This is a genomic window from Desulfospira joergensenii DSM 10085, from assembly GCF_000420085.1.
Lineage (GTDB): Bacteria > Desulfobacterota > Desulfobacteria > Desulfobacterales > Desulfobacteraceae > Desulfospira > Desulfospira joergensenii.
Genome location: NZ_ATUG01000002.1, coordinates 1,579,948 through 1,602,488, shown reverse-complemented (window position 1 = coordinate 1,602,488; position 22,541 = coordinate 1,579,948). Strand labels below are relative to the sequence as shown.

At 52.8% G+C, this 22,541-nt stretch carries 20 protein-coding genes; 4 read left to right on the top strand and 16 right to left on the bottom strand.

Annotated features, from left to right (window positions below; translation table 11 throughout):
* Positions 1-109: 109 nt before the first annotated feature.
* Together F608_RS0119965 and F608_RS0119960 are read left to right on the top strand one after the other, a co-directional pair.
* Positions 110-1,243: a DUF362 domain-containing protein gene (locus F608_RS0119965; RefSeq protein ID WP_027362949.1), complete on the top strand. Its 1,134-nt coding sequence runs from the start codon at positions 110-112 to the stop codon at positions 1,241-1,243.
* Between the two features lie 6 nt (positions 1,244-1,249).
* Positions 1,250-2,236 carry a J domain-containing protein gene (locus F608_RS0119960; protein ID WP_022667454.1) on the top strand — a complete coding sequence of 329 codons (987 nt, stop codon included), beginning with the start codon at positions 1,250-1,252 and terminating at the stop codon, positions 2,234-2,236.
* A 2-nt stretch (positions 2,237-2,238) separates the two neighbouring features.
* Here the strand turns inward: F608_RS0119960 and F608_RS0119955 are convergent, their stop codons facing one another.
* Entirely contained in the window at positions 2,239-3,141 is a 903-nt protein-coding gene (locus F608_RS0119955; protein ID WP_033398887.1) for a DMT family transporter, read from the bottom strand.
* 248 nt (positions 3,142-3,389) lie between these two features.
* Here F608_RS0119955 and F608_RS0119950 point away from each other — a divergent pair, with 248 nt between their 5' ends.
* Together F608_RS0119950 and F608_RS0119945 are read left to right on the top strand one after the other, a co-directional pair.
* Positions 3,390-5,096 carry an FAD-dependent oxidoreductase gene (locus F608_RS0119950; protein WP_022667452.1) on the top strand — a complete coding sequence of 569 codons (1,707 nt, stop codon included), beginning with the start codon at positions 3,390-3,392 and terminating at the stop codon, positions 5,094-5,096.
* Between the two features lie 158 nt (positions 5,097-5,254).
* A complete protein-coding gene (locus tag F608_RS0119945) occupies positions 5,255-6,379 on the top strand; it encodes an acyltransferase family protein (RefSeq protein WP_022667451.1) in 1,125 nt (374 codons plus the stop codon).
* 83 nt (positions 6,380-6,462) lie between these two features.
* Here F608_RS0119945 and F608_RS0119940 read toward each other — a convergent pair whose 3' ends face one another.
* The 15 genes from F608_RS0119940 to F608_RS0119850 form a co-directional block, all read right to left on the bottom strand.
* On the bottom strand, positions 6,463-6,927 hold the full coding sequence (locus F608_RS0119940; protein WP_022667450.1) for a PaaI family thioesterase: 465 nt from the start codon (positions 6,925-6,927) through the stop codon (positions 6,463-6,465).
* Between the two features lie 406 nt (positions 6,928-7,333).
* The gene (locus F608_RS0119930; RefSeq protein ID WP_022667448.1) at positions 7,334-9,364 is read right to left on the bottom strand and encodes an autotransporter outer membrane beta-barrel domain-containing protein; all 2,031 of its coding nucleotides are present in this window, start codon (positions 9,362-9,364) and stop codon (positions 7,334-7,336) included.
* 157 nt (positions 9,365-9,521) lie between these two features.
* Entirely contained in the window at positions 9,522-10,649 is a 1,128-nt protein-coding gene (locus F608_RS0119925; RefSeq protein ID WP_161626880.1) for a peptidoglycan-binding domain-containing protein, read from the bottom strand.
* A gap of 140 nt (positions 10,650-10,789) precedes the next feature.
* Positions 10,790-11,521 carry a hypothetical protein gene (locus F608_RS0119915; RefSeq protein ID WP_027362945.1) on the bottom strand — a complete coding sequence of 244 codons (732 nt, stop codon included), beginning with the start codon at positions 11,519-11,521 and terminating at the stop codon, positions 10,790-10,792.
* Between the two features lie 14 nt (positions 11,522-11,535).
* On the bottom strand, positions 11,536-12,075 hold the full coding sequence (locus F608_RS0119910; RefSeq protein ID WP_022667443.1) for a type III secretion system chaperone family protein: 540 nt from the start codon (positions 12,073-12,075) through the stop codon (positions 11,536-11,538).
* 44 nt (positions 12,076-12,119) lie between these two features.
* Positions 12,120-12,461: a hypothetical protein gene (locus F608_RS0119905; RefSeq protein ID WP_022667442.1), complete on the bottom strand. Its 342-nt coding sequence runs from the start codon at positions 12,459-12,461 to the stop codon at positions 12,120-12,122.
* On the bottom strand, positions 12,462-12,854 hold the full coding sequence (locus tag F608_RS32720; RefSeq protein ID WP_022667441.1) for a hypothetical protein: 393 nt from the start codon (positions 12,852-12,854) through the stop codon (positions 12,462-12,464).
* Between the two features lie 276 nt (positions 12,855-13,130).
* On the bottom strand, positions 13,131-14,255 hold the full coding sequence (locus tag F608_RS0119890) for a response regulator (RefSeq protein WP_084681202.1): 1,125 nt from the start codon (positions 14,253-14,255) through the stop codon (positions 13,131-13,133).
* Positions 14,256-14,347: 92 nt separating this feature from the next.
* Positions 14,348-15,616 carry a PAS domain-containing sensor histidine kinase gene (locus F608_RS35105; protein WP_022667439.1) on the bottom strand — a complete coding sequence of 423 codons (1,269 nt, stop codon included), beginning with the start codon at positions 15,614-15,616 and terminating at the stop codon, positions 14,348-14,350.
* A gap of 344 nt (positions 15,617-15,960) precedes the next feature.
* Positions 15,961-17,262, bottom strand: a complete 1,302-nt coding sequence (locus tag F608_RS0119875) for a TRAP transporter large permease (RefSeq protein WP_022667437.1) — start codon at positions 17,260-17,262, stop codon at positions 15,961-15,963.
* Positions 17,259-17,753: a TRAP transporter small permease gene (locus F608_RS0119870; RefSeq protein WP_022667436.1), complete on the bottom strand. Its 495-nt coding sequence runs from the start codon at positions 17,751-17,753 to the stop codon at positions 17,259-17,261. Before F608_RS0119870 ends, F608_RS0119875 begins: the two co-directional genes overlap by 4 nt.
* Positions 17,754-17,759: 6 nt before the next feature.
* Complete coding sequence (locus tag F608_RS0119865; RefSeq protein WP_022667435.1) at positions 17,760-18,782, bottom strand: TRAP transporter substrate-binding protein; 1,023 nt, start codon at positions 18,780-18,782, stop codon at positions 17,760-17,762.
* A 37-nt stretch (positions 18,783-18,819) separates the two neighbouring features.
* Positions 18,820-20,109, bottom strand: coding sequence for a phenylacetate--CoA ligase family protein (locus tag F608_RS0119860; protein WP_027362943.1), 1,290 nt, complete (start codon positions 20,107-20,109; stop codon positions 18,820-18,822).
* Complete coding sequence (locus F608_RS0119855; RefSeq protein WP_022667434.1) at positions 20,106-20,660, bottom strand: 2-oxoacid:acceptor oxidoreductase family protein; 555 nt, start codon at positions 20,658-20,660, stop codon at positions 20,106-20,108. The genes F608_RS0119860 and F608_RS0119855 overlap by 4 nt, the downstream gene beginning before the upstream one ends.
* Positions 20,653-22,473, bottom strand: a complete 1,821-nt coding sequence (locus F608_RS0119850; protein ID WP_022667433.1) for a thiamine pyrophosphate-dependent enzyme — start codon at positions 22,471-22,473, stop codon at positions 20,653-20,655. Before F608_RS0119850 ends, F608_RS0119855 begins: the two co-directional genes overlap by 8 nt.
* Positions 22,474-22,541 lie beyond the last annotated feature (68 nt).

Below are 22,541 nucleotides of genomic sequence, written 5' to 3'. Positions count from 1 at the left end.
GACTTAAAAACTTTGATATACTCCCCCTGAAACCCCATCCCAGCGGTTGAGTTTTATCCCGGGATGCTCTATCATGAAGGTTCATTTACCTATTCTGGGGAGGACCATCATGACGGCAGACGTATTTTTCATGGACCTGACAGCCACATCCAGGGAGAACCTGATTCAAAAGCTTGCAAGACTGATGATCAAGGCCGGGATCAAGGATGTTTTATCCGAAAAAGACCTTACCGCAGTCAAGATCCATTTCGGTGAGCAGGGCAATACCTCCTATATCCGGCCAATCTATATCCGGGAGGTGATCCGGTCTGCCCGGGATCTGGGGGCAAACCCCTTTCTCACCGACGCCAACACCCTCTACGTGGGCACCCGGTCCGATGCCCTCTCCCATATTAAAACCGCTATAGAAAACGGGTTTTCCTATTCATCCATGGACGGGGCCCCGGTGATCATTGCCGACGGCATCCGGGGCAAATCCGAAACCGCTGTTCCGGTGGACCAGAAAAACTGCAAAGAGGTCTATATCGGATCTGAAATCGTAGATGCCGACGCCCTGATTTCCGTGGCCCATTTCAAGGGACATGAACTGGCCGGATTCGGCGGGACCCTGAAAAATGTGGGCATGGGATCGGCCTCCCGGCGGGGAAAATTGGACCAGCACTCCAATGTCAGCCCGAAAATAAAACGCAAAACCTGTATCGGATGCGGGGAATGCGCGGCCCACTGCCCGGGATCCGCCATCTATCTGGAAGAGAAAAAAGCCTTTATCAATAAGGAACTCTGCATCGGATGCGGGGAATGCATTGTGCGCTGTCCCACGGAATCCGTAAAGATCAACTGGAACCAGACCGTGCCCGTGTTCCTGGAGAAGATGATGGAGTACAGCCTGGGGGTGCTGAAAGACAAGACAGACAAGACCCTGTTTATCAACTTCATCACCCGGGTTGCTCCCAAATGCGACTGCCTGCCCTACAGCGAATCCCCCATTGTCAATGATATCGGGGTGGTGATTTCCAGGGACCCGGTGGCCATTGATCAGGCCAGCGCCGACCTGGTCAACGGGCAACAGGGCCTTCCCCATACGGTTCTCACAGACAATTTAGGCCCGGGGCAGGACAAATTCAGGGGACTTTATCCTGACGTGGACTGGGAACATCAGCTGGAATATGCCGAAAAGATCGGCCTGGGCACCCGGAAGTATAGTCTGAAAAAGATGAAGACCCTGTCCTATAAAAAGGGATAAACACCCATGTACATTGCCAGGATCAAAAACCCCAGGGGCTTCAACTTCTTCCTGAGGGAATCCAGGAAAAAGGATGCCGGTTTTGTCTTCCAGGATCTCTTTGACCTGGGCCCCTGCCCCGGCCAATGGGTCCGGTATCCGGGCCGGAACGCCTTTTACCTGGATGAAGACATGGTGGACTCTGTCATGGATCTGGCCCAAAACTTTGACATGGACCTGCTGGAAGACCTGTTCTGGCCCTGGGTGAGGCCGGATATCCGCCGGGCCGTGGAAACCTTTAGGAACCGGTCCTTTTCCGGCCGGGCCAGGCTCACCGACTCTGAAAAAGAAGGCCTCCTCAAATCCACCCATGCCTTTGACAAGAGGCGGGCCCATTACCTCAAGTTTGGGAACATGGACCAGGGTCCCCTGGAAAACATGCCCCCGGCCCTGTTTAAAGACCTGATCCATAAGTCCAGGGATGAAATCGAACAGGGCTTCATGGCCCGGGAAGCCGTGCTCAGGGCCAGGGAAGTCAAATCCTATGTATATGCGATCTTTGATATCCAGAGCTTTTTTTCCGGATTCCTGGCAAAAAAGATGCCCCAGGCCATGGACCAGAATAAGGTGGAGGCCCATTTTCTCAAGGAACTCTGCCGGCTGAACAAGGATCTCTTCGGCCTTGACTCCCGCCTGGACACTTATATGATCCGGTATCTGATCATGTTCTTTGACCATGAATATGCCCACACCACCCTTCTGGAGGAGATGGAACGGGATTTCAAATTCAGGCACAGATCTTTTTCCGCCCCACCCAAACCCTCCATGCAGACCCAAAAAGCCTGTGCAATATTTGAAATGGATAAGAGTGAGTTGAAAACCCTGAGCAAACGGGGCCTGACCCGGCGGTACAGAAAGCTGGCCGGGAAAGCCCATCCGGACCGGGGGGGCTCCCATGAGGATTTCATCAAACTGAACAACGCCTTTGAAGCCCTCCTGGCAAAACTCAAGTGATCTTAGGGATTCTTCCTTTCCGGTGCCAGGGCCAGGATAAGGATGGCCATGACAACAAGGAGGCTGCCCCCGGCCTGGGAAAGGGTGAGTCTCTCTTCTAGAAAAATGCAGGACAAGACCACGGCGCTCACCGGCATGATTGCCGTGAACACCCCTGCCGTACTTCCGGTAACCCTGGACACCCCGTTGAACCAGAATAGATAGGCCAGCACGGTAAAGACCGCCCCAAAATAGAATATTGCCCCCCAGGCCAGGGGAGACACCCCGGAAAAATCAAATGAGATCGCCTGGAAAAGGGCAAAGGGGAAAAACATGACCCCTCCGGCCAGGCAGAGATAACCGGTCAGGGCCAGGTTGGAAATCCTGGATGAAATCTGTTTTCTCATGAGGAGGAAAAAGGCCTCCCCGGCCACGGCCCCCACCATGAGCAGGTTCCCGAACAGGTGGTCTGCCTCCATATCAAACCCGGCAAAACCGGACAACCCGTTTACCATGATAACACCGGCCACCACCAGAACGATGGCCAGGCCCTGGACCAGACCGGGCCTTTCCCGGAACAGCAGAAAGGTCACAACCGCCATCATGGCCGGTGAGGTGGAGGTGATGATTCCGCCTTCAATGGCAGAGGTATACCTAAGCCCCCAGAGTACGAAAACCGTAAACACGAACTGGCCGCAGAATGCCATGAAGATGAGCCGGAGTGCATCCCTTCCCGATATGCGGGAAAGACCTCTTTCCTTGAAGATCAAGATGGGCATAATCACGGCAAAGGCGATGAGGAAACGCAGACCCGATGCCAGGAAAACAGGAAAGGCATGGGTGATGACCTTGCCGAACACCATTGAACTGCCCACGATGACCATGGCCAATGTCAAATTCAGATATGCATAGAGTCTGGTTTTCACTTCTCTTCTCCCCGTCGGTTTGAGGAGATTCTTACACGCCCGGGTTTTCATTTTCTTGGATGAAATTGCCCTTTCCATTCTTTTCCGGCCTTTCCCGGCAATAGTTTTCCCTTTTTACCGGTTGAAATTCTCCTGTCCATAGCTATATTGTGTGAGGTCATTTTGCCCTTATTTTGGGTGATCTGATTTTATAGAACCAGAAAACAGGACACGGGCGGTCGAAAGCCCCCGCGGCCAGAGGAGATAAAATGGGAAAACGTATTGTTATTGTAGGAGCCGTTGCCCTGGGGCCCAAGGTGGCCTGCCGGCTGAGAAGGCTCGACCCTGAAGCTGAAATTACGGTGGTGGACCGGGACTCCCTCATCTCATACGGGGGATGCGGAATCCCCTATTATGTGGGAGGCGATATCCCGGATATAGAAGGACTCTGTTCCACCTCTTCCCATGCCCTGAGGGATCCGGAGTTCTTCCGGAGAAGCAAGGGGGTGGATATCCTGCCCCGGGTGGAGGCCCTGGGAATAGACCGTCAGGCAAAAAAACTCCAGGTCCGTCACCTGGACACCGGGAAAGAAGAATCCCTTGACTATGATAAACTGGTCATTGCCACCGGAGCCACCCCGTTCAAACCGCCCATCCCGGGGGCGGATTTTCCCATGGTCTTTACCGTGTCCAACCTTCACTCGGCCCGGGACATCAAGGAGAAGATCTCCAAGGGCCAGGTGGAAAAAGCCGTGGTCATCGGTGCCGGAGCCATCGGCATTGAAATGGCAGAGGCCCTGACCGATCTCTGGGGAATCGAGACCACTGTGGTTGAAATGGCAGACCAGGTACTGCCGGCGGCCCTGGGGAAAAACATGTCCCGGATCATTGAAAACCAGCTGGAAAAGAACGATGTCAAAGTCATGCTTTCCGAAAAGGTGGAAGAGATCGTTGGCGACCCCGAATCCGGGGTAACCGCCGTCCGGACCGGCTCCGGAACCCTGGACTGCGACATGGTGGTCATGTCCGCCGGGGTCAGGCCCAACACCTTGTTTGCAAAGGAATCCGGTCTTGCCTGCGGCAGGTCAGGTGCCCTGCTGGTGGACCGGGGCATGAGGACCACGGATCCCCATATTTACGCCGGTGGAGACTGCGTGGAGCTTCGAAACCTGGTCAACGGGGAAAACATGACCATGCCCCTGGGATCCCTGGCCAACCGCCAGGGCAGGATCATTGCCAACAACATTTACGGACGGGCATCCAAATTCAAGGGCACCGTGGGCACCTTCTGCATCAAGGTCTTTGACATGGCCGCGGCCAAAGCAGGCCTGACCTTTGCCCAGGCCCGGGACATCGGATACGACCCGGTCCACAGCCTGGTGGCCCAGCCGGACAGGGCCCATTTTTATCCCGCTTCAAAGCTCATGTACATCCATCTCATTGCCGACCGCAAGACCCGTAAGATCCTGGGAATTGAAGCCATCGGCTCCCAGGGGGATGCCGTCAAGTCCCGGGTGGATTCGGTTGCCCCCCTGCTCCAGGCCGGCATTGACGTGGATGAGGTCTGCGTCCTGGAAACCGGATATGCCCCGCCCTTTGCCTCTGCCATGGACATCATCAACAATGCGGGCAATGTCCTGGACAATATCCTGGAAGGCAAAAACATTACCATGGATCCTGTTGACTTTATCCGGGCATTTGAAAAGAACGAGATCCAGGTCCTGGATGTGAGGGATCAAAATGAGATTGAGCCCTTTATCAAAAAATACGGAAAGCGCTGGATGAACATTCCCCAGGCCGAGCTCAGGGACCGGCTGGATGAAGTGCCCGGGGACCGGCCGGTCTGCCTGGTCTGCGGTACCGGGGCCAGATCCTATGAATGCCAGGTTCTTCTCTCCCAAAACGGCTTTGACAATATCTGCAATGTTCAGGGGGGACATGCCATGCTGTTGGCAACGGCTCCAAAATTCGTATAAGACCTGATCCGCTTACTTGAGAAAGTCAGCCAAAAGGCATGGTGATCTTTGAAGCCCTGAAATTTTTAGGGGCGCAAATAAGTTCCCATGCCTTTTTTTCTTTTCCATATTGTACTATATCAGCCGGGAGGAGTTGAAAAAATCTTAAGGATACTAAGATGAACCACATCCAAACCTCCCGGGAACGGATTCCGGCAATTGATATTGCCAGGTTCTATGCCATGGTCCTGGTCTATTACGGCCATATTGTGGAGCAGGTCATGTACCTGGGCAGCGGCCCGGCTGCAGTCCAGTATAAGTTTATCTATTCCTTTCACATGCCTTTGTTCTTTTTTCTGTCCGGAACTGTTGTTGCGGACAGGAAACTGGCCCTGCCCCTGGGCCGGTTTCTCAAATTGATTCTGGGGGCAAGGCTGGTTCCCTATCTGCTATTCAGTATTCTTGTGGGCGTTCTCTCTTTCTTCATCCCGGGATGGTTCCCCCTGGGAGCCCTGACCGACGCCGCGGCCTACCTCAAGGGGATCGCCAAAACCCTCACCGGCTTTCCCGCCTTCTGCATTCCCCTCTGGTTCATGGCCCTGCTCATCAGTGTGGAGATTTTTCATTATCTTCTTATAAAAATCGTAACCAGGCCGTTGATGCTGGCATGTTCCGCAGCCATCCTTTATTGCGGCGGGTATGTTCTCAATGAAGCCTATAATTTCGTGGCCCAGGGCCAGGCCTTCTGGTTCATCAATGAAGTCCCGGTGGTCTATTGTTTTTACGCGGCAGGTATCCTGATCCAGAGGTTCGGCTGGCTGGGACGCGATTTCTCAAAACTGAAAACCGGGATCGGTTCGATCCTTTGCCTGCTCCTGGTCTTCCTCACCTTTGACCTGAATCAGGGGCCTTTCCGGATCATCCAGGCGGTGGTAATTGTTCTGTCCGGCCACGGCAATCTCTTCTTCTTCCCGTTTACGGCCTTTGCCGGCTCGCTCTTCATCCTCCTGGCCGCCCGCACCGGCCCGGCATGGACATGGCTTTTATATATGGGAAAGAATTCCCTGTCCCTGTTCTGCCTCAACGGGCTGTTTTACCATTTCATCAATCCCGGGGCAGCCAAGTGGTTTGCCGGGACCTTTGATTTGACCCATGGAACGGTTTTCGCCTATTCATCGGCCATGACCTTGATCAGCCTGGCTCTCTGTGTACCCCTGGTTTACCTGCTCACGACCTTTCTGCCCCAGTTCATGGGAAAGCCCGCAAAAAAGGGGCCCATTTTCGGCCCCCTGATCCGGTCCTGACCTAACTTGCCGAATTTTTCTGGATCTCCCGGCCTCCGGATGAGAACCGGCCAGAAAATCCAGATCTGCCCTTCAAAAAAACCTTACAGCAGTTTCACGTCCCTTGCCAGTTTGAACCGGGACGTGAACTTCATCACCTCCCTGTCCTCTGCATCCGTTAGACTGCAGTCTCCCCGGAGCAGGCGGTCGTCCACCAGGGTAACATCGGCCTTTGCCGTGAGCACCCCCTGGGTTACCGGGGCCAGAAATTCAGATGTGAGTGAAATGGTCCCGAACCGGCTCCCCGGAGAAACCAGGCTCTTGACAGCCATGGCCACGGCCGTATCTGCCAGGGTAACCATGGCGCCGCCATGGACCAGTCCTGCGCCCTGGGACAGCCGGCGGACAAAAGGCATGGTCAGAAGGGAATGCCCGTTCCGGGCCTCCAGGATCTCGATACCCAGAAGCCGCTCAAACGGGGAGCAACTGATCCACTTTTCCAGCCGCACATCATGGGGACCGGTAGATAGAGACGGGAACTCGGCGGTTTTTTCTGATTTGGATTTCATTCCTTTGATCTTTCATCCTTTAAAATATTCAAACCGCCCGGTATCATGCCATATGGCAGGATATATTTCAACTTTTGTGCCGGGTCTTATCAGGACGAACACACTCAAACATTCAGGTCGGGCAGTTGAGACTTCAGCGGAGACATCCGGGTAATTTCGTACATGCTCTTAACGGGTTGAAGCGGCAAAAGGGTGACCTGTTTGAGTGAAACGAGTTGTCACCCTTTCGTGGAAAGCCGTTTAGAGCATGTAAAAATTGTTCCTGCTGCGGAGATGAAGCCTCAACTGCCTCTATAGGGGAAGGGAAAATCTTTAAGATGGTAAATAGGATTCTGGTTTTCCGGTCCGCCCTGCCAATGGCCGGTGCCAAAACCAATCCTTTTTACCTGCCATCGCCCTGCCGGTCTTATAAATAGATATTCTTCAGCCAATACAGTGGATCGAATTCCCCCGGACAGAATGGACACTCTTTCCAGGCACTCCTGGCTTCCTTGCACAGGGACAGATTGTCACAAATGGCTTTTGCTGCCGACTCCAGATCCGACTCTATATATTTCAGGCAGGTCCGGCTGGGATTTTCAATACACTCTTCAAATTTTTGGGCATAATTCCCGACATATTCATCATCCCCCATTCCAATATTTCCCACCTTGATTTTTGAATATCCGACCAGATTGCTGAGACAGGCACTGCCGACACAACCGGCGGCGTAAACCGAAGAATGCTTGATATCCCCCGCCTCAACGCAAACATTGGCATTGCCGTGAACAGGACCCTGTACGTTTCCGATCCACATTCCCAGATCATTGTCCTTGGAATTGAAATCCGCCTCCACATCCACGGACAGGTCCCCCGTGGTGATTCTGATTTTGGTGGATCCGTCTATCTTGCCGGTCACATCGCCGACTTTGATGGCAACCGAAGAGTTGGCCCCCAGAATTTTATTGTCAATATTTCCCACCTTTATCTTCGAGTCGACCCCGCCTTCCGGAGAGCCGGAGATCCATCCGATGTCAATCTCGGCGGTTGAGTTCAAACCGACAGCCGAAGTGCTGATGTTTCCTGTGGTAATATTGAGGTTGATATTCTCGGCATCGTCGGTATCGATCCTTCCTATGTTCTCAATGGACTTCCCCTGTCCCAGAACCCCGGTACCTGAAGCGGTAATATTGCCCGTGGTGATGGTGATTGAATTGTCATGACCTCCGTTTGTCAAGGCCCCGATGGTCTGCTGGACACGGCCGGAGCCTGCCAGGCCTTTTCCGGCGCCGGTGACCTCTCCCACTGTGAGGTTGATGCTGTTCCTTGAGGCGGTTTCTGTTGATCCATCGATTTCACCGATGAGCTGGGTGGATTTGCCGAAACCAAGGTCTCCGGAGGCCACATTGGTGATCTGCCCCTTGGCATCAACGGCGATGGAGTTGTCCCTGACATCCCCTTTTTCCCATCCGATTTCCTGGGTGGCCTTGCCGGAGCCAATGATTCCCTTCCCTGCATTTTTCACCTCTTTTTCAAGGGTCAGTTCGATCCGGTTGCCCGATGTCTGACCGGTTCCGTCAATCCCTCCGATTTTCTGGACGGCTCTCCCCGAGCCAATGCTCCCGGACCCTGCATTGGCGATCTCCCCTTTTGCACCGACAGAGACCTTGTTGCCGGAAAGATTTCCCTTCAGCCATCCGATTTCCTGGGTGGCTTTACCGACCCCGATGATTCCGTGCCCGGCATTTTTGACCTCTTTTTCAAAGGTCAGTTCAACCCGGTTGCCCGATGTCCTGCCGGTTCCCTCAATCCCGCCGATCTCCTGAACCGCCCTGCCCGAGCCAATGGTTCCGGATCCCGCATTGGTGATCTTTTCTTTTGCATCCATGGCGATTGAATTATAAATCAGATCGCTTCCCTCCATCTGTCCGATGGTCTGGGTGGCTGAACCGGCACCAAGGATGCCGACTCCCGTATTGACGCCTCCTTTCTCAAGGGTCAGTTCAAGGACGTTGCCAAAGGCGATCCCTGTTTTGCCATTGGCCTCTGTCTTTCCGATTGTCTGTGATGCCTGGGCACGGGCGGCCAGGCCGGCCCCCACATTGGTCAGCGATCCGCCGGAGGAAATTTCGATCCTGCTGTTTTCCGTTGTCTGCCCGGTAAACACACCGATGTCCTGACTCGCCCGGGCAGAGGCGGCCAAAGAACCGGCCGCATTGGTAACCCGGTGCTTCAAATCCAGGGATAAGACATCCCGGGCAAGATCCCGGCTGTCTGCCACCCCGAGATCCTGGGTGGCTTTGGCATAGGATGCGAGGCCGGCGGCCACATTCAGCACCCCGTGCAGGGATGCGTCAATATCCAGTTGATCGATATGGAGCTGGGAATGGGATGCAGACGCGATATTTTGTGCCGCCTTGGCAAGGGCAGCCGCGGCTGTCCCGACATTCAGGATCAACTGGTCATCCTTTACCGAGATATTTGTTCCGGTAACTGTTGAGACGGGTTCACAATACCCAATAACACCTGAAAAACAGAACAGAAAGAGAACCAATCCCTTTTGCAATGAACAGGAGCCCATTGCTTTCATCAAGGCCTGTCTCACCCCCAAAGGGCTATTTGGCCTTAGCGGCGGCATTTTTACCCTCTTTACCGGCGGTAACGGGAGAAGGAATAAGCGTATGATTCTCCCACCAGGGCACATATGCCGTATCCCTGGCCGGGGTGAATATATTCATCATTCGAAATGTATCATACCCCAGGATGCCGGAGGCCATAAGCCCCATATGCTGCTGATATTTTTGCAGCCCCTCCCGGGTCAAAAGATCAAGATTCCCGTTTATCTCTCCGTCGTAATAGTGAAGATCCCTGAGTGCTTTCTGGGCAAACCTGACAATGGATTGACTGTCTGTTTTGTGCAGTTCCACAAATTGCCGGCGCAACTGCTCGTTTTTGGCCTCAACCGTACCGGCATTGGCCAGACACCGCCAATAGGGAACCCCTTGGATTTTACCGATGATTTCAATGGCGCCCACCTGAATCAAAGAACGGAAAGCCTGGTTAAAGTCCAGGGTGCGGTGATTGGACAGATGGTAGCTATAGCCGAGATCGCCAAGGGTTAAATCAATGGAGCGTGAATTGCTCGCACCGCCGCTCATGGCCAAGGTATTGGCGGAACTGGCCCCGGGAATAATCTGTAAATTGGATACAAAGCCCGCACTCATATCCAATGTCACCGTTCCGTAAGATGCACTGTTTGAATTGCTGCCGCTTACATCCTCGGCCCCGATGATGGAGTAGAATGTGTTATGGTTGATCAGGTCTCCGTTGTCTATGGATACGGAAGTGCCGTCCCCTTCCTGACCGGACCAGATGTTTTTTATATGCTGGGTTACCCCTCCCCGTATAAAGTAGTCAGGCACATAAAAGCTTTTATTGTCCGGGTGGGCGCCGTTCAGATTCACGATATTCTGAATATCTGACCCGTAGGCCACAAATTTCACGCCTTTGCTGCGAACCGCCATGCGTGACAGGGCCGTAATCAGCATCTCTTTCCCGCCCGAAGAAATGGAGCGGGAGGAGGTGTAATTCAAAAGTCCGTCCGAGGCGATATATATGGGCGCCACTTTATTGATCAGCATCAAATCATCCATGCAGGCACAGGCTTCATTGAAATTCGTGACAACCGGGTTGGGCATGTTTGAAGGATGCTGGGCCTTGACTTCGTCAGGCACCATGGGCATTTTGACTGCCGAACAACTGGCAAGAACAAGGGACATGAAAAGTAAAACAAGAAAACAAAACATCCGGTTCAAAGAATTTATTGATGGCATGATAAAACAACACCCCATTGTCTATTGGATGGAATAGAGGTCCTTCCACCTTATTTTTTATTTTTCCCGGACCCGTCTGCCCGATTCCTACCGGCAGGCATGGGCGAAACCGCAATCAACCGGCGAACAACCGGTGTGCTATTATTTTCAGGCACCCGGATCGTACGAACATTGTTACCAAGCTCTTCTGCATAGTTGAGTAAGATATGCTCCCGCCTGTTCCGCTTGCACAGAATCTGCCAGGTATTGAACTTCCCTGCCGGTACAACCACCTCAACCCGTCCCTGCACCTCGCACTCCCAGACTCCGGAATACTCCCCCGGCGGCCGGGTATTGAAAACCTCTTCGCGGAAACGAATCTTGTTGCCTTTTTTGAGTGGATGAAGATTTCCGGACATGGCGGTTATCATCCGCCTGCCCGATTTTCGTTCCCCCTCCCACCGCAATGCCGGCAGAATCATGGACAGGCTGGTCAGCTTCGTATCTGATTTGCTGTTGCGCCAGGTGATGTTCTGATCGTCCAGGGCGGTTGCTTCCCAACGCTCTGCAGGGTTATCATAAACAAAGACACTGCCCTGGGATACCGCCGATTTTGACAATCCCGCAGGAACAAAGATACTGTTCCTTGAATCCCTTTGAATTCCGGAGATTCCCTGATCGCCGATGTGTGGAGTAACAATAGCGTGCTCCGGCTGGGGGCCCACACGGACACATCCGGCCTGTACCAGCAGAAGGCAGAAAAGAATGGCTGTCAGGAAACTTGAACGATGTGAAACACTCATGCTGGGGTTACCTGTTATAAGTGATCGATTTCACTGCTGAAAATTCCGACCTCCACCAGAAAGAGCCCGATCTGCATGGCAAGTCTGTCCTGGTCCAGTTCACTGTCGCCTAAGAAACTGATGGCCAGGGATAATCCCACCGGACCCTCACCATCAACATTGCCGGACCTAAATGCCTTGCTTCTCTGCATATTGCTGATATGGTTCCAATTGTTTAACTGCTCGGGTTTTATTTTTTTTACCACCCCGAAATCCGCGTATAAAACCACATCCGAGCAGCCGGCATCACCGCAGTCCGCCATAAATACGGCAATATCTTTTACATTTTCCACGGTCTTATCAAATACAAAATGGGGATTCCCTTTGGCATCCTTAAATTCCGTTACCTTGTGCCCAAGTCTTGTAACGGCTGTCTTGACGGCCTCTGCCGTCACTGAAACACGGGGGGAATCTCCGCCCATGACCAGTTCTCCCGCATGGGCACTGAGAATAAAAACACTGGCCAGACTGACTGCCATGATGCTTACCACCCAACTCTTATTCCATACTTTCATTTTTCTGCCCCTTATCGAAAACTTATTTACAAAATTTACCTGATTTACTTTCCTGAATTGATGATATGCCCCTGAACAATGACTGTTGTGCTGTGCGGCCGGTTCATGTCATTTGCCGGATATATATTTCCCAGGGAAACACCGCTGCCGTCTGTCTGATGGTGTGCGGCAATATTGCTGTTGCGGTATGAACGAAGCTTTGCCGTGTGGGTGTCCGGTCCGGCCACGGAACTGGATTGAAAGCGGTGCTTGCTTGCGGCTTTGTTCAGCATCAGTACCGCATGAACATCATTATCCATGACATCGTCCTGGGCAAAACCGGAAACCGCAAACAAGAGCAGGCCGGAAACCACCAGAATCTTTTTAAACCACAGAGGATATGACATTCAGCACCCGGATCCCCCGATGGTTCCGACGGACTGGCAGGTTACATTTGCGCTGCCCACGGCCACACCCACATTCACAACACCGCCAACACCATTTATCGTAACTTCAGCCTTGGCATTCCCGGAGATATTGCCGCTTAAAATTCCCGCCACGGTCTGTTTGCATTCAAGAGCTCCGCCTACGCTCACACCCACATTTACAATTCCGCCGACACCGTTGATGGTCGCCTTGGCCGTGGCATTCCCTCCGACCACAGGCGGTTCATGGGTTTTCATCAAGACCTTGGCAACATCGACAATCGTATCACCCAAATCCCTGCCATTCCCGGCATTCGCAGTCGTTACAACACTACAAGTCAGAACCAGCGCACAAACCAGCTTTTTAATTCTCATACCCAACCTCCGTTTTTTTATTCCCTTTTTTGAGTGGATCGTCCGATGCACGGATAGACAACCCGTCACACATCAGAAATCTCCTTTTTCATCTTTCTATTGCTTGTCTACATCCGGAGCATACTGGACCGGTTTTCCAGAAAGCTTCCAGGAATCTTCCAAAAAACTTCCAAAATCAAGCTGAATATGCTCGGATCCCTTGCAGGGCAAGGATTTTACAATTTTAAAAAATATTTACAGGGGAGGACAAAAGGGAGAAAGAGAAGAATCGCAGCCTTAATTTATGCTGGCATAGAGGCGCCGGATGTTTTCCTCGGCATTGATGCCAAGTTCATTTTTTAATACATCTTCATAGGCTGCAAAATGTTTGGCTGCTTTGGCTTTTTTGTTCGTCTTTTTGTAAATCTGCAGGAGCAAAGAGGTGATCTGCTCCTCATAGGGATTTTTTTCAAAGGCCTTTAATAACAGGATCTCGGCTTTTTCATATGACAAAAGATCCAGGTATTTTTCAACGAGTCTGATGGCAAACCGGGTGTAAAGATTGTTGATTCTTTCCCTTTCCGGATAGGCCCAAAGCCACGACTCTTCTTCCAGGTACTCTCCGGTATAAAGGTTTTCCATGGCCTCAAGGGTTAAGATGTCTGTATGATCGTCGATCTTTGAAACCGCTTCTTCGAATAAGGCAGTATCCGGTTTGATCCCGGGGCCCAGTTTGATAAAATATTTTCCACTGAGCTCAACCATGTCCCGTTTTATATTATAGCTCTCAAGGGCCTTGCGGATATAGTGCATCCCGCTGTAGAGCCTTGCCACGGATGTCTTTGGATTGTCTTCCGGCCAGAGTTCTTCCAGTATGCGTTCCTTTGACATCTTTTTGCCCCTGTTCTGTATCAGGAAGGCGGCCAGCTCCCGGGTCAATGCCGAGCGCCAGGTGATGGGCGGCTTTCCCTTCCATTGTATCTGAAAATGGCCGAAACATCTGATTTCAAGGATTTCTCCCGGTTGAGACAGCGGGTTCCGGCGGCGGTCCAATGTCTGGGTTTTACCTGATATTTTCTGAATGGTCTTTGCCAGGCGATTTTCTGATATCGGTTTTACAAGATAATCCAGGGCGTCCACCGCAAACGCGTCCACCGCATATTGATTATGGGATGTGACAAACACAATCTCGGTATTCGGGTTTATGTCCTTAATCTGGGAGGCTGCATCCAGTCCGATTAACTGCGGCATATTGATATCAAGGAAGACCACATCCGGCTTGATTTTTTTTATCCTTTCCAGGGCTTCCAAAGGGTCTGTAAAAAGCCCTTCCACCTCAATATCAGGATATCTGTCCAGCTCGTGGGCCAATATCTTGAGTGCAAGCTGATCATCATCAATCAATATCGCTCTTATACCCATATTCCCCTCTATCTATACATTCTGCTATGGGTATATACAATTTTTTACTCTTTTTTTGAACCGGAATCTGAAAACCTGTGATGTGCTGTGATTCAATCCATATCCGGATGACCGGGGATGGTAAAATAAAAAGCAGAGCCCTTTCCAGGCATGCTTTCAACCCATATTTCCCCTTGGTGTTTTTCGATGAATTCCCTGCAGAGGACCAGTCCCAGACCGGTTCCTGTTTCATTCTGGGTTCCGGGAGTGGAACAGTTTTCACCGATAGTGAAGATCTTTTCAATAAAGGATTCCGACATTCCGATTCCTGTATCCTTTATTGAAACAATGACCTTGTCTTTATCGATCCGGGCTGAAATATTGATTTCTCCTCCGGGCTCGGTAAATTTAACGGCGTTTGATACCAGGTTTCTCACGATGGTACTCATCATGTCTTTATCCGCATAAATTGGAATTTCAGAAGATAAATCGCTTGTAAGAATGATGGATTTTTGTTCTGCAATGTCGGTAAATATAAAGATATTTTCTTCCATGATATCTTTCAATTCCATATGTCCGGGATTGTACTTCATCATGCCGGTCTGTGATTGCGACCATTCCATAAGGTTCATCAGCAGGTCAACCGAATTTTGGGATGTCTGATGGATCATCTCGGAATACGCTTCCACTTTTTCAAAATTTTTATTTTGAATCTCTTGGCAAAGGATCCTGCTCAGGCCGGAGATGGAGCTTAAAGGGCTTCTCAAATCATGGGCAACGATGGAGAAAAATTTATCTTTTTCGGCATTGGCCTTGGATAGGGCTTTGGTTTTGATTTTCAGGGCCTGCTCTGTTTTTTTATGCTCGGTGATGTCGTACAGCATACCGGTCCAGATGATCTCTCCGTTTTCCAATGGCATGGGTATGGATTCAAAATGGATCCAGGTGATCTCCCCTTCAATCAATAAACGCCCCTCCCACAGGAAGGGAGACATCTCCTGGTTGGCCTTACTGTTCATTCTGGCAAATCCCGGCCTGTCCTCGTCAACAACCCGGCTGACCAGGAGTGCCGGATTGTTTTCAGCCACCTGCCGGCTCACCTTGAGAATTTCACAAAACCCGTCATTAACAAATTCAAATTCATAGGGTGCGTCCTCTGTATCCTGCCATGTTTCATCTGATTTCCCGCTTGGGAAAACCCGTATGCGATAGATTCCGCCGGGCAATGAATTTGTAAAATCCAGATATAATCGGCGTTGTTCCGTCAATTCTTTTTTGGTCTGTTTAAAATCCAGCTCTGCTTTTTTTAATTCCTTAATTTCAGTTCTTAACCGGGTCACCTCCTCTAAAAGCTGGTCTTTTGTTCTCTTCTTAGAATTCATATCCGATCACCCGCCTCATTCATTTATATTTCAAAAACCAAATCCTGTGGAGCGGATCAGGATTCTCAGCTATTCTTCCCCCAAAGGCCAAAAGCCGCGTTAGGCTGCCTTTTTCAGCCGGGGCAAGCCCTTCCCGGTTAAAATGAACAGGCCTTTTCCGGTTACGGGCCGCATATCTCCATCTCTGTTATAATAAACTTCAAAGGATTTAAAGAAAATTCTTTAAACTTTCTTCAAAACCGTCAAACCGGACAGGATGGATTCTAAGGCAATGCCCTGCCCGGCCTTCTTCAGATCCGGGAACAATACCTTTTTTTATTTCATAACCGGACGGTTTTGCGATTTTACAAGAGCCCGGGCAGAAAAGTGATAATCCAGGGGAAAACCATGAGCAGGACAATACAGACCACATAGGCGGGGAGGAAAAAAGAGACCCCCTTGAAAACTTCCTTGAGTCCTGTTTCCCTGGCCATGCCGGCCACCACATAGGTGGTGGCGCCCACGGGCGGGGTCACTGCCCCCAGGGTGGTGACCACGGTGATGAGAACGGCAAACCAGACCGGATCGCATCCCAGTTCACTGGCCACGGGAAAGAAGATGGGAATGGTGATGAGCAGCAGGGCCAGGGCGTCCATGATGGCCCCGCCCACGGCGTACATCAAAAAGATCACGCCCAGGACCATGGTGCCGGGCACCGGCAGAGAGGCCACCCAGGAGGCCATGTTAAAGGGAATCCGGGTCAGGGTCAGGAACTTGCCCAGGATCATGGCCCCGGCAATGAGCAGGATGACCATGCAGGAGATCCGCAGGGTATCCTGAACCGCTTTAAGGAAATTTTCCCAGGACAGGGACCGCCGGACCAGGCTGATGACCACGGCGAAAAAGGCCCCGGCTCCCCCCGCCTCGCTGGGGGTGAAATAGCCCACGTAAAGCCCGGTCATGATCAAGAAAAACAGGATCATCATCTCCACAGCCCCGGAAAGGGAACGGATCTTCTCGTCAAAACTCGATTTCGGACCGGCCGGTCCCCAGCTAGGATTGAGCCGGCAAAGGACATAGACCGTGGCCATCAGAAGAAGACTGAGAAGAATTCCGGCACCGATGCCCCCGTAAAAAAGCCGGGCAATGGACTGCTCCGTGGAGAGCCCGATGATGATCAGCACCACCGAAGGGGGGATGACCACCCCCAGGGTGGAGCCACAGGCAATGGCTCCGGTGGAAAGCAAAGGTTTATACTTGAACTTTGACATCTGGGGAAAGGCCACCGTGGTCATGGTGGCGGCGGTGGCTGTATTGGATCCGCAGATGGCGGCAAAGGCCGAGCAGGCCAGGATGGTGGCCATGGCAATCCCGCCCCTTATATGGCCCACCCATTTATAGGCGGCCTGGTAGAGCTTTTCATTGACCCCTGAATAAAAGGCGATCTGCCCCATGAACACGAACATGGGAATCACGGTGAGCCCGTACTTGGAAAAAACCGACCAGAGCTCCGAGGAGACCATGTTGGCCCCGGCGTTGAAATTGAGGATATAGGAGAATCCGCAGAAGCCCACCAGGGCCATGGCAAAGCTTACGGGCATCCCGAATACGAACAGCAGCAGCAGCAGGATTCCAATGCCCAGAATCCCGATCAGGGTCAGACTCATCCGGTTTTATCCTTTTTGTCCCTGCCAAAGCAAAGGAGCATATCGGTAAACAGGATGACGGCCAGAAGAAAACAGCCGGCCGCCACCACATAGGCAAAGGGGTAATAGACGATCCGCAGGGTTTCGGACACCTCCCCGGTCTCGTAAAGGGTATGGCCCTTTTTGGCCACAAACCACCCGGCAACGGAAAAAAAAGCGGCACAGATCCCTGTGTTCACAGCGCCGAGAGCCTGTTTCACCGGACCGGGAAACCGGTTGAACAGGATATCCACATGGATATGCTCTTTCTTCTTCTGGGTGATTCCCATGGCCAGGGCCGTGAGCACGGCCCCGGCAAACCCCATGATCTCATAGGTTCCCCGGACCGGCATCCAGACCTTTCTTAAAACGATATTGGCAAAGGTGAGCAGGATCATGGAAACCAGGATCACCCCGGCCCCGGCCGCTGCCCACCGGTTGAGGCGGTCGTTGATTTTTTCCAGATATTTCATTGGGTTTTACATATGCTTTTTAATGAGACTCTTGATGTCATCCACTATTTTTTCGCCGGGCAGATTCTTTGCCTTGGCAGATTCGATCCACTTGGCCGTAATGGGGGCCAGTTTATCGTCCCATTCCTTTTTCTGCTCCGGGGTCAGGGTGATCACCTTGACCTGGTGCTTTTCCTTTGACCAGGCCATGGATTCCTTTACATGATTGTCCATGTACTCCCCTGTCCATGCGGCCTGTTCCACAGAAAGATCGTCCATGACCTTTTTTACCTTGTCGGGAAGACCATCCCATTTGGACTTGTTCATGATCACGGCAAAGGGATAGATCACGGTATCGGTATTGGTGACGTTCTTGCAGATCTCGGCAAACTTGAGGTCTTTCATGACTTCCAGGGAGGAGAACAGCCCCTTGACCACACCTTTCTGCAGGGCTTCGGGCGTGGCAGACATGGGCATGCCCACCTGGTTGGCACCCCAGGACTTTAGGATCTGGGCGGCTCCGCCCGAGGCCCTCAGATCCAGGCCCTTGAGATCGGCCAGGCTCTTTACCGGCTCCTTGGACATGATATTGGCCGGGGCAGACACGAACATGGTCAATACCTTGACCTTTTTAAAGGATTCAGGCTGATACTGATTGTAGAGATCCAAAAGAACCAGGCTTCCCGTCTTTGCATCGGGGATGTTCAAGGGAAGGCTGGTTGCATTGGTGACCATGAAGCGGCCGGGCTGGTAAGCCATGCAGATACATCCGATATCGGCCTGGCCGTTGATGACCCCGTCCATCATATCCTTGGCCCCCAGCAGGGTGCCGCCGGGAAAGGTATTGACACTGACTGCGCCATCGGTTCTTTTTTCCACTTCAGTCTTCCATCTTTCCATCTGTACGCAGGGAAAGGTTGGCGCCGGCGGGAAATTGGCATAGTTGAGGCTGACGCCCTTGGCCCAGGCCGAAGGTATGGCTGTGCCCAGAAAGATCGCCAGGGTGAAACCCAGACTGATCACGGCCATGGATAAGGTTCTTAATTTCATTTCAAAGTCCTCCCTTTGATTGTGATTTGCCGCTGATTTATTTTTCGATTCTTTTATCAAATACCCGCCGGCTTTTCCGTTCCGTGCGGGGCAGGCTGCCGTAGTCCACGATGTCCACCCGGCTTCTGACCATCAGTTTTTCCCGGATGTTTCTCGAAATTCGGTCACTGATCGCCTGGTCCTCCCAGTTGGATGCATCTGATTTTCTCTCCACCCGGACGGTCATATAATCCCTGCCGTCCTGGTTCTGGGCCAGATGGATCTGGTATTCGCTTCCCACCTCATCTACCTTGCCCAGGATATCGTCGATCTGGCTGGGGTAGATATTCACGGCCCTGAAGATGAACATGTCGTCTGTCCGGCCGGAAATGCCGGCATGCTTGGGAAAAGGAACCCCGCATTCACAGGATTCGGAAATGAGCCGGGTCACATCATGGGTCCGATAGCGGATCAAAGGGGTGCCCTCTTTTTTCAGGGTGGTGACCACCAGCTCCCCCTCCTCTCCCATGGGAAGGGGTTTGAGACTCACCGGATCCACGATCTCAAAGATAAAATGATCGGCCCAGTAATGAATTCCGGTATGCTCGGCGCAGTCCAGACCCGTGCCCGGACCATAGAGCTCGGTCATGCCGTAGATGTCGTGGATATGCTCAACCCCGGTGATCTCCTGGATTCTCCGGCGCATGGACAGGCTGTGGCGTTCCGCGCCCAGGATGATGGTCTTTAAATTGATCTTTGAGGACAGGTTCCTCTTCTCGATCTCCTCGGCCATGAGCAGGGCCATGGATGCCGTGGCGCAGAACACCGTGGGCTGGAGATCCATGAACATGTCCAGGTGCATCTCCACATTGGCCGGTCCCAGGGGAAGGGCCATGGCGCCCAGGCGCTCGCACCCGTTCTGGAACCCCACCCCGGCCGTCCACAGGCCGTACCCCACGGCGATCTGGACCCGGTCTTCCCGGGTCACCCCGGCCAGCTCATAACACCGGGCAAAAATATTGGCCCAATTGTCAATGTCCTTGGCTGTGTAGCAGAGGATCTTTCGTTTTCCCGTGGTTCCGGAGGAGCCGTGGATCCTCACGATATCTTCCATGGGCGCCGCCCGCAAAGGAAAGGGATAATCCTCGGCAAAATCCTGTTTATCGGTAAAGGGGAGCTTTTGAAGATCGTCGAGACCGGAGATATCCCCTGGCTCGCACCCTGCATCCTTAAATTTTTTCCGATAATAGGAAGCGTTCTCAAAGGCATGGGCCACGGTCCACTTCAGCCCCTGGGACTGGATCTGTCTGATCTTTTCCCCGGTCATTTCATAGGGTATGAAACTCATGATCTTCCCTTTTTGTACAATCTATAGCCGGATTCCAGCAAATCCAGAATCCCGGTTGTAATTTTCTCTTTTCCCCTGAACTTCTCTTGGATGACTTCGGCCAGGCAATCCATGGAGATGATATCTGTTCTTTTTTCCATGGCTGCCGTAAAAAATCCGAGCATGACCACGTTCACGGACTGGGGGCTGCCGGCTTCCAAGGCCAGGGACTCGGCATCCCCGGAATAGACTTGGAAACCCGGTGCTTCTGGCATGGCCGGGCTGTTCACCACACCCACTCCCCGGGGTTTGAGGAAATAACTATGGTGGTGAAAACTCTCCTCTTTCAGGGCAATGAGACCGTCTGCCTTTCCCGGCCGGATCAGGGGACCGGAAAAATCTCCGATCTTGAGATAGGAGATCACGTTTCCGCCCCTCTGGGCCATGCCGTGGGTTTCCGATGTCATCACCCGGTAATTCCCGGCCATGGCAGCCCCGGCCAGAAGCTTGGTAATAAAAAGGACCCCCTGTCCTCCCAGGCCCGAAATGATAATCTGCTGGTTATTAGACATCTTCCTGCTCCTCCCGTACCAGTGATCCCTTGGGGCAGACAAAGCTGCAGACCCCGCAGCCGCTGCACAGTCCCGGGTCGAGGATGACCCTCTCCCCTTCCGGATCCAGGGACAGGGCCGGGCATTCAAAGTGGTTGACGCAATAGCCGCACCCGTCACAGGAATCCGGGTCCACCCTCACCTTTGTATAGGTTTCTTTGAGAGCGGCCCGGTCCATGTTGAGCAGACAGGGATACCGGGAGATGACCACGGCAGGCCCCTTCTCCTTGCAGAAGGCCAGAGCTTCTTTGAGAAGGGAGATAAACCGGGGAAGATCATTGGGATTTCCCTCTTTACAGAACCCCACCCCGCAGCCTTCAACGATCTTTTCAATGCTCACCGATGCGCCCGGCTCTCCTGAAGCATCAAACCCGGAGGCCGGAGTGGGCTGGTGGCCGGTCATGGCCGTGGTCCGGTTGTCCAGAATCACCAGCACAAAGGGGATCTTGCGGACCACGGTTTCCACAAGTGCCGGGATACCGGAATGGAAAAAGGTGGAATCTCCGATGGTGGAGACCACCGGCGGCTTCTTCTTATTGTTGGCATAGGCCAGGGTGAAACCCGCGGCCTGGCTGATTCCGGCTCCCATGCAGAGCACCGTGTCCACGGCCCCCAGGTTCATTCCCAGGGTATAGCAGCCGATGTCGCTGGTATAGATCCCTTTCGGGGCCGCCTTTTTAATGGCAAAAAAACTGGCCCTGTGGGGACAGCCGGCACAGAGGGTGGGTCTTCTGCCCGGGATGTCGGGCAGTTGGGGCCGGGTATATTCTTTCCCGCTAAACCGGGAGATCAGGTCTTCAATGTCCTCGGGCAGCAGTTCTCCGGTGCGGGAGACATACCCGGACTCTTTTCCCTGGACCCGGGACCGGTCCCTGAACTGCATTTCCAGGACCCCGGTGGTTTCCTCCAGGATCAGGATCTGCTTGTAGGCTTCCATTTTCTCGATAAATTTGGTGTGAAGGGGATAGGGCTGAATCACCTGAAAGACAGGGATATCAAGACCCATATCCTTGACTACATCCCTGGCATTGGCCGCAGCCACCCCAGAGACCACGATGGCTTTTCCGGAACGGGCCGGATCCCCGGCCACAAGAACCGGGGCTGTCGGCTCATACTCTGCGATCCCGGCCAGTTTCTCTTCCAGATCTTTGTGGAGCTTGAGCCGGAACTTGGGCGTGGCCGCCCATCGGGCCGGATTCTTTTCAAAAGCCGCCTCCCTGGGCTCGAACCGGATCCCGGGAAGGTCCAGGCTCTGCCGGGAATGGCAGACCCGGGTGGTGGGCCGGACCATGACCGGAATCTCAAAGGTTTCGGAAAGTTCATAGGCCAGGCCGGCCATTTCTCCGGCCTGGACCGGAGAGTCCGGATCCAGGACCGGCATCTTTGCCATGAGGGCCATGAGCCTGGAATCCTGCTCGGTCTGGGAGGAGTGGGGTCCGGGGTCATCAGCACTGATGACGATGAATCCCCCTTTTACCCCCAGGTAGACGGCACTCATCAAAGGGTCTGCCGCCACATTCAGTCCCACCTGCTTCATGGCCACGGCGGTTCTCAGGCCGGCCTGGGCCCCGGCATAGGCGGTTTCAAAGGCCACCTTCTCATTCACGGCCCATTGGGCATGGACCGGTATATCCATCTCTTTTTTCAGGGAGACAAAAGAGGAGAGAATCTCCGAAGACGGGGTTCCGGGGTATGCTATTGCCATCTGGCAGCCGCTTTTGAGCAGTCCGTATGCCAGTGCCTCGTTCCCCAGCATCAGTCTTTGTTCGGTCATAATCCTTATCCGCATCCATTCATTGGGTTATCTGTTTCTGCGGGGAGTAACATCGCAGAGAATCAGGG

Excerpts from the sequence above, each read along its gene's own strand:
- F608_RS0119965 (WP_027362949.1), top strand. The coding sequence starts at position 110 with ATGACGGCAGACGTATTTTTCATGGACCTGACAGCCACATCCAGGGAG.
- F608_RS0119960 (WP_022667454.1), top strand. The coding sequence starts at position 1,250 with ATGTACATTGCCAGGATCAAAAACCCCAGGGGCTTCAACTTCTTCCTG.
- F608_RS0119950 (WP_022667452.1), top strand. The coding sequence starts at position 3,390 with ATGGGAAAACGTATTGTTATTGTAGGAGCCGTTGCCCTGGGGCCCAAG.
- F608_RS0119945 (WP_022667451.1), top strand. The coding sequence starts at position 5,255 with ATGAACCACATCCAAACCTCCCGGGAACGGATTCCGGCAATTGATATT.
- F608_RS0119940 (WP_022667450.1), bottom strand. The coding sequence starts at position 6,927 with ATGAAATCCAAATCAGAAAAAACCGCCGAGTTCCCGTCTCTATCTACC.
- F608_RS0119925 (WP_161626880.1), bottom strand. The coding sequence starts at position 10,649 with ATGCCCATGGTGCCTGACGAAGTCAAGGCCCAGCATCCTTCAAACATG.
- F608_RS0119915 (WP_027362945.1), bottom strand. The coding sequence starts at position 11,521 with ATGAGTGTTTCACATCGTTCAAGTTTCCTGACAGCCATTCTTTTCTGC.
- F608_RS0119910 (WP_022667443.1), bottom strand. The coding sequence starts at position 12,075 with ATGAAAGTATGGAATAAGAGTTGGGTGGTAAGCATCATGGCAGTCAGT.
- F608_RS0119905 (WP_022667442.1), bottom strand. The coding sequence starts at position 12,461 with ATGTCATATCCTCTGTGGTTTAAAAAGATTCTGGTGGTTTCCGGCCTG.
- F608_RS32720 (WP_022667441.1), bottom strand. The coding sequence starts at position 12,854 with ATGAGAATTAAAAAGCTGGTTTGTGCGCTGGTTCTGACTTGTAGTGTT.
- F608_RS0119890 (WP_084681202.1), bottom strand. The coding sequence starts at position 14,255 with ATGGGTATAAGAGCGATATTGATTGATGATGATCAGCTTGCACTCAAG.
- F608_RS35105 (WP_022667439.1), bottom strand. The coding sequence starts at position 15,616 with ATGAATTCTAAGAAGAGAACAAAAGACCAGCTTTTAGAGGAGGTGACC.
- F608_RS0119875 (WP_022667437.1), bottom strand. The coding sequence starts at position 17,262 with ATGAGTCTGACCCTGATCGGGATTCTGGGCATTGGAATCCTGCTGCTG.
- F608_RS0119870 (WP_022667436.1), bottom strand. The coding sequence starts at position 17,753 with ATGAAATATCTGGAAAAAATCAACGACCGCCTCAACCGGTGGGCAGCG.
- F608_RS0119865 (WP_022667435.1), bottom strand. The coding sequence starts at position 18,782 with ATGAAATTAAGAACCTTATCCATGGCCGTGATCAGTCTGGGTTTCACC.
- F608_RS0119860 (WP_027362943.1), bottom strand. The coding sequence starts at position 20,109 with ATGAGTTTCATACCCTATGAAATGACCGGGGAAAAGATCAGACAGATC.
- F608_RS0119855 (WP_022667434.1), bottom strand. The coding sequence starts at position 20,660 with ATGTCTAATAACCAGCAGATTATCATTTCGGGCCTGGGAGGACAGGGG.
- F608_RS0119850 (WP_022667433.1), bottom strand. The coding sequence starts at position 22,473 with ATGACCGAACAAAGACTGATGCTGGGGAACGAGGCACTGGCATACGGA.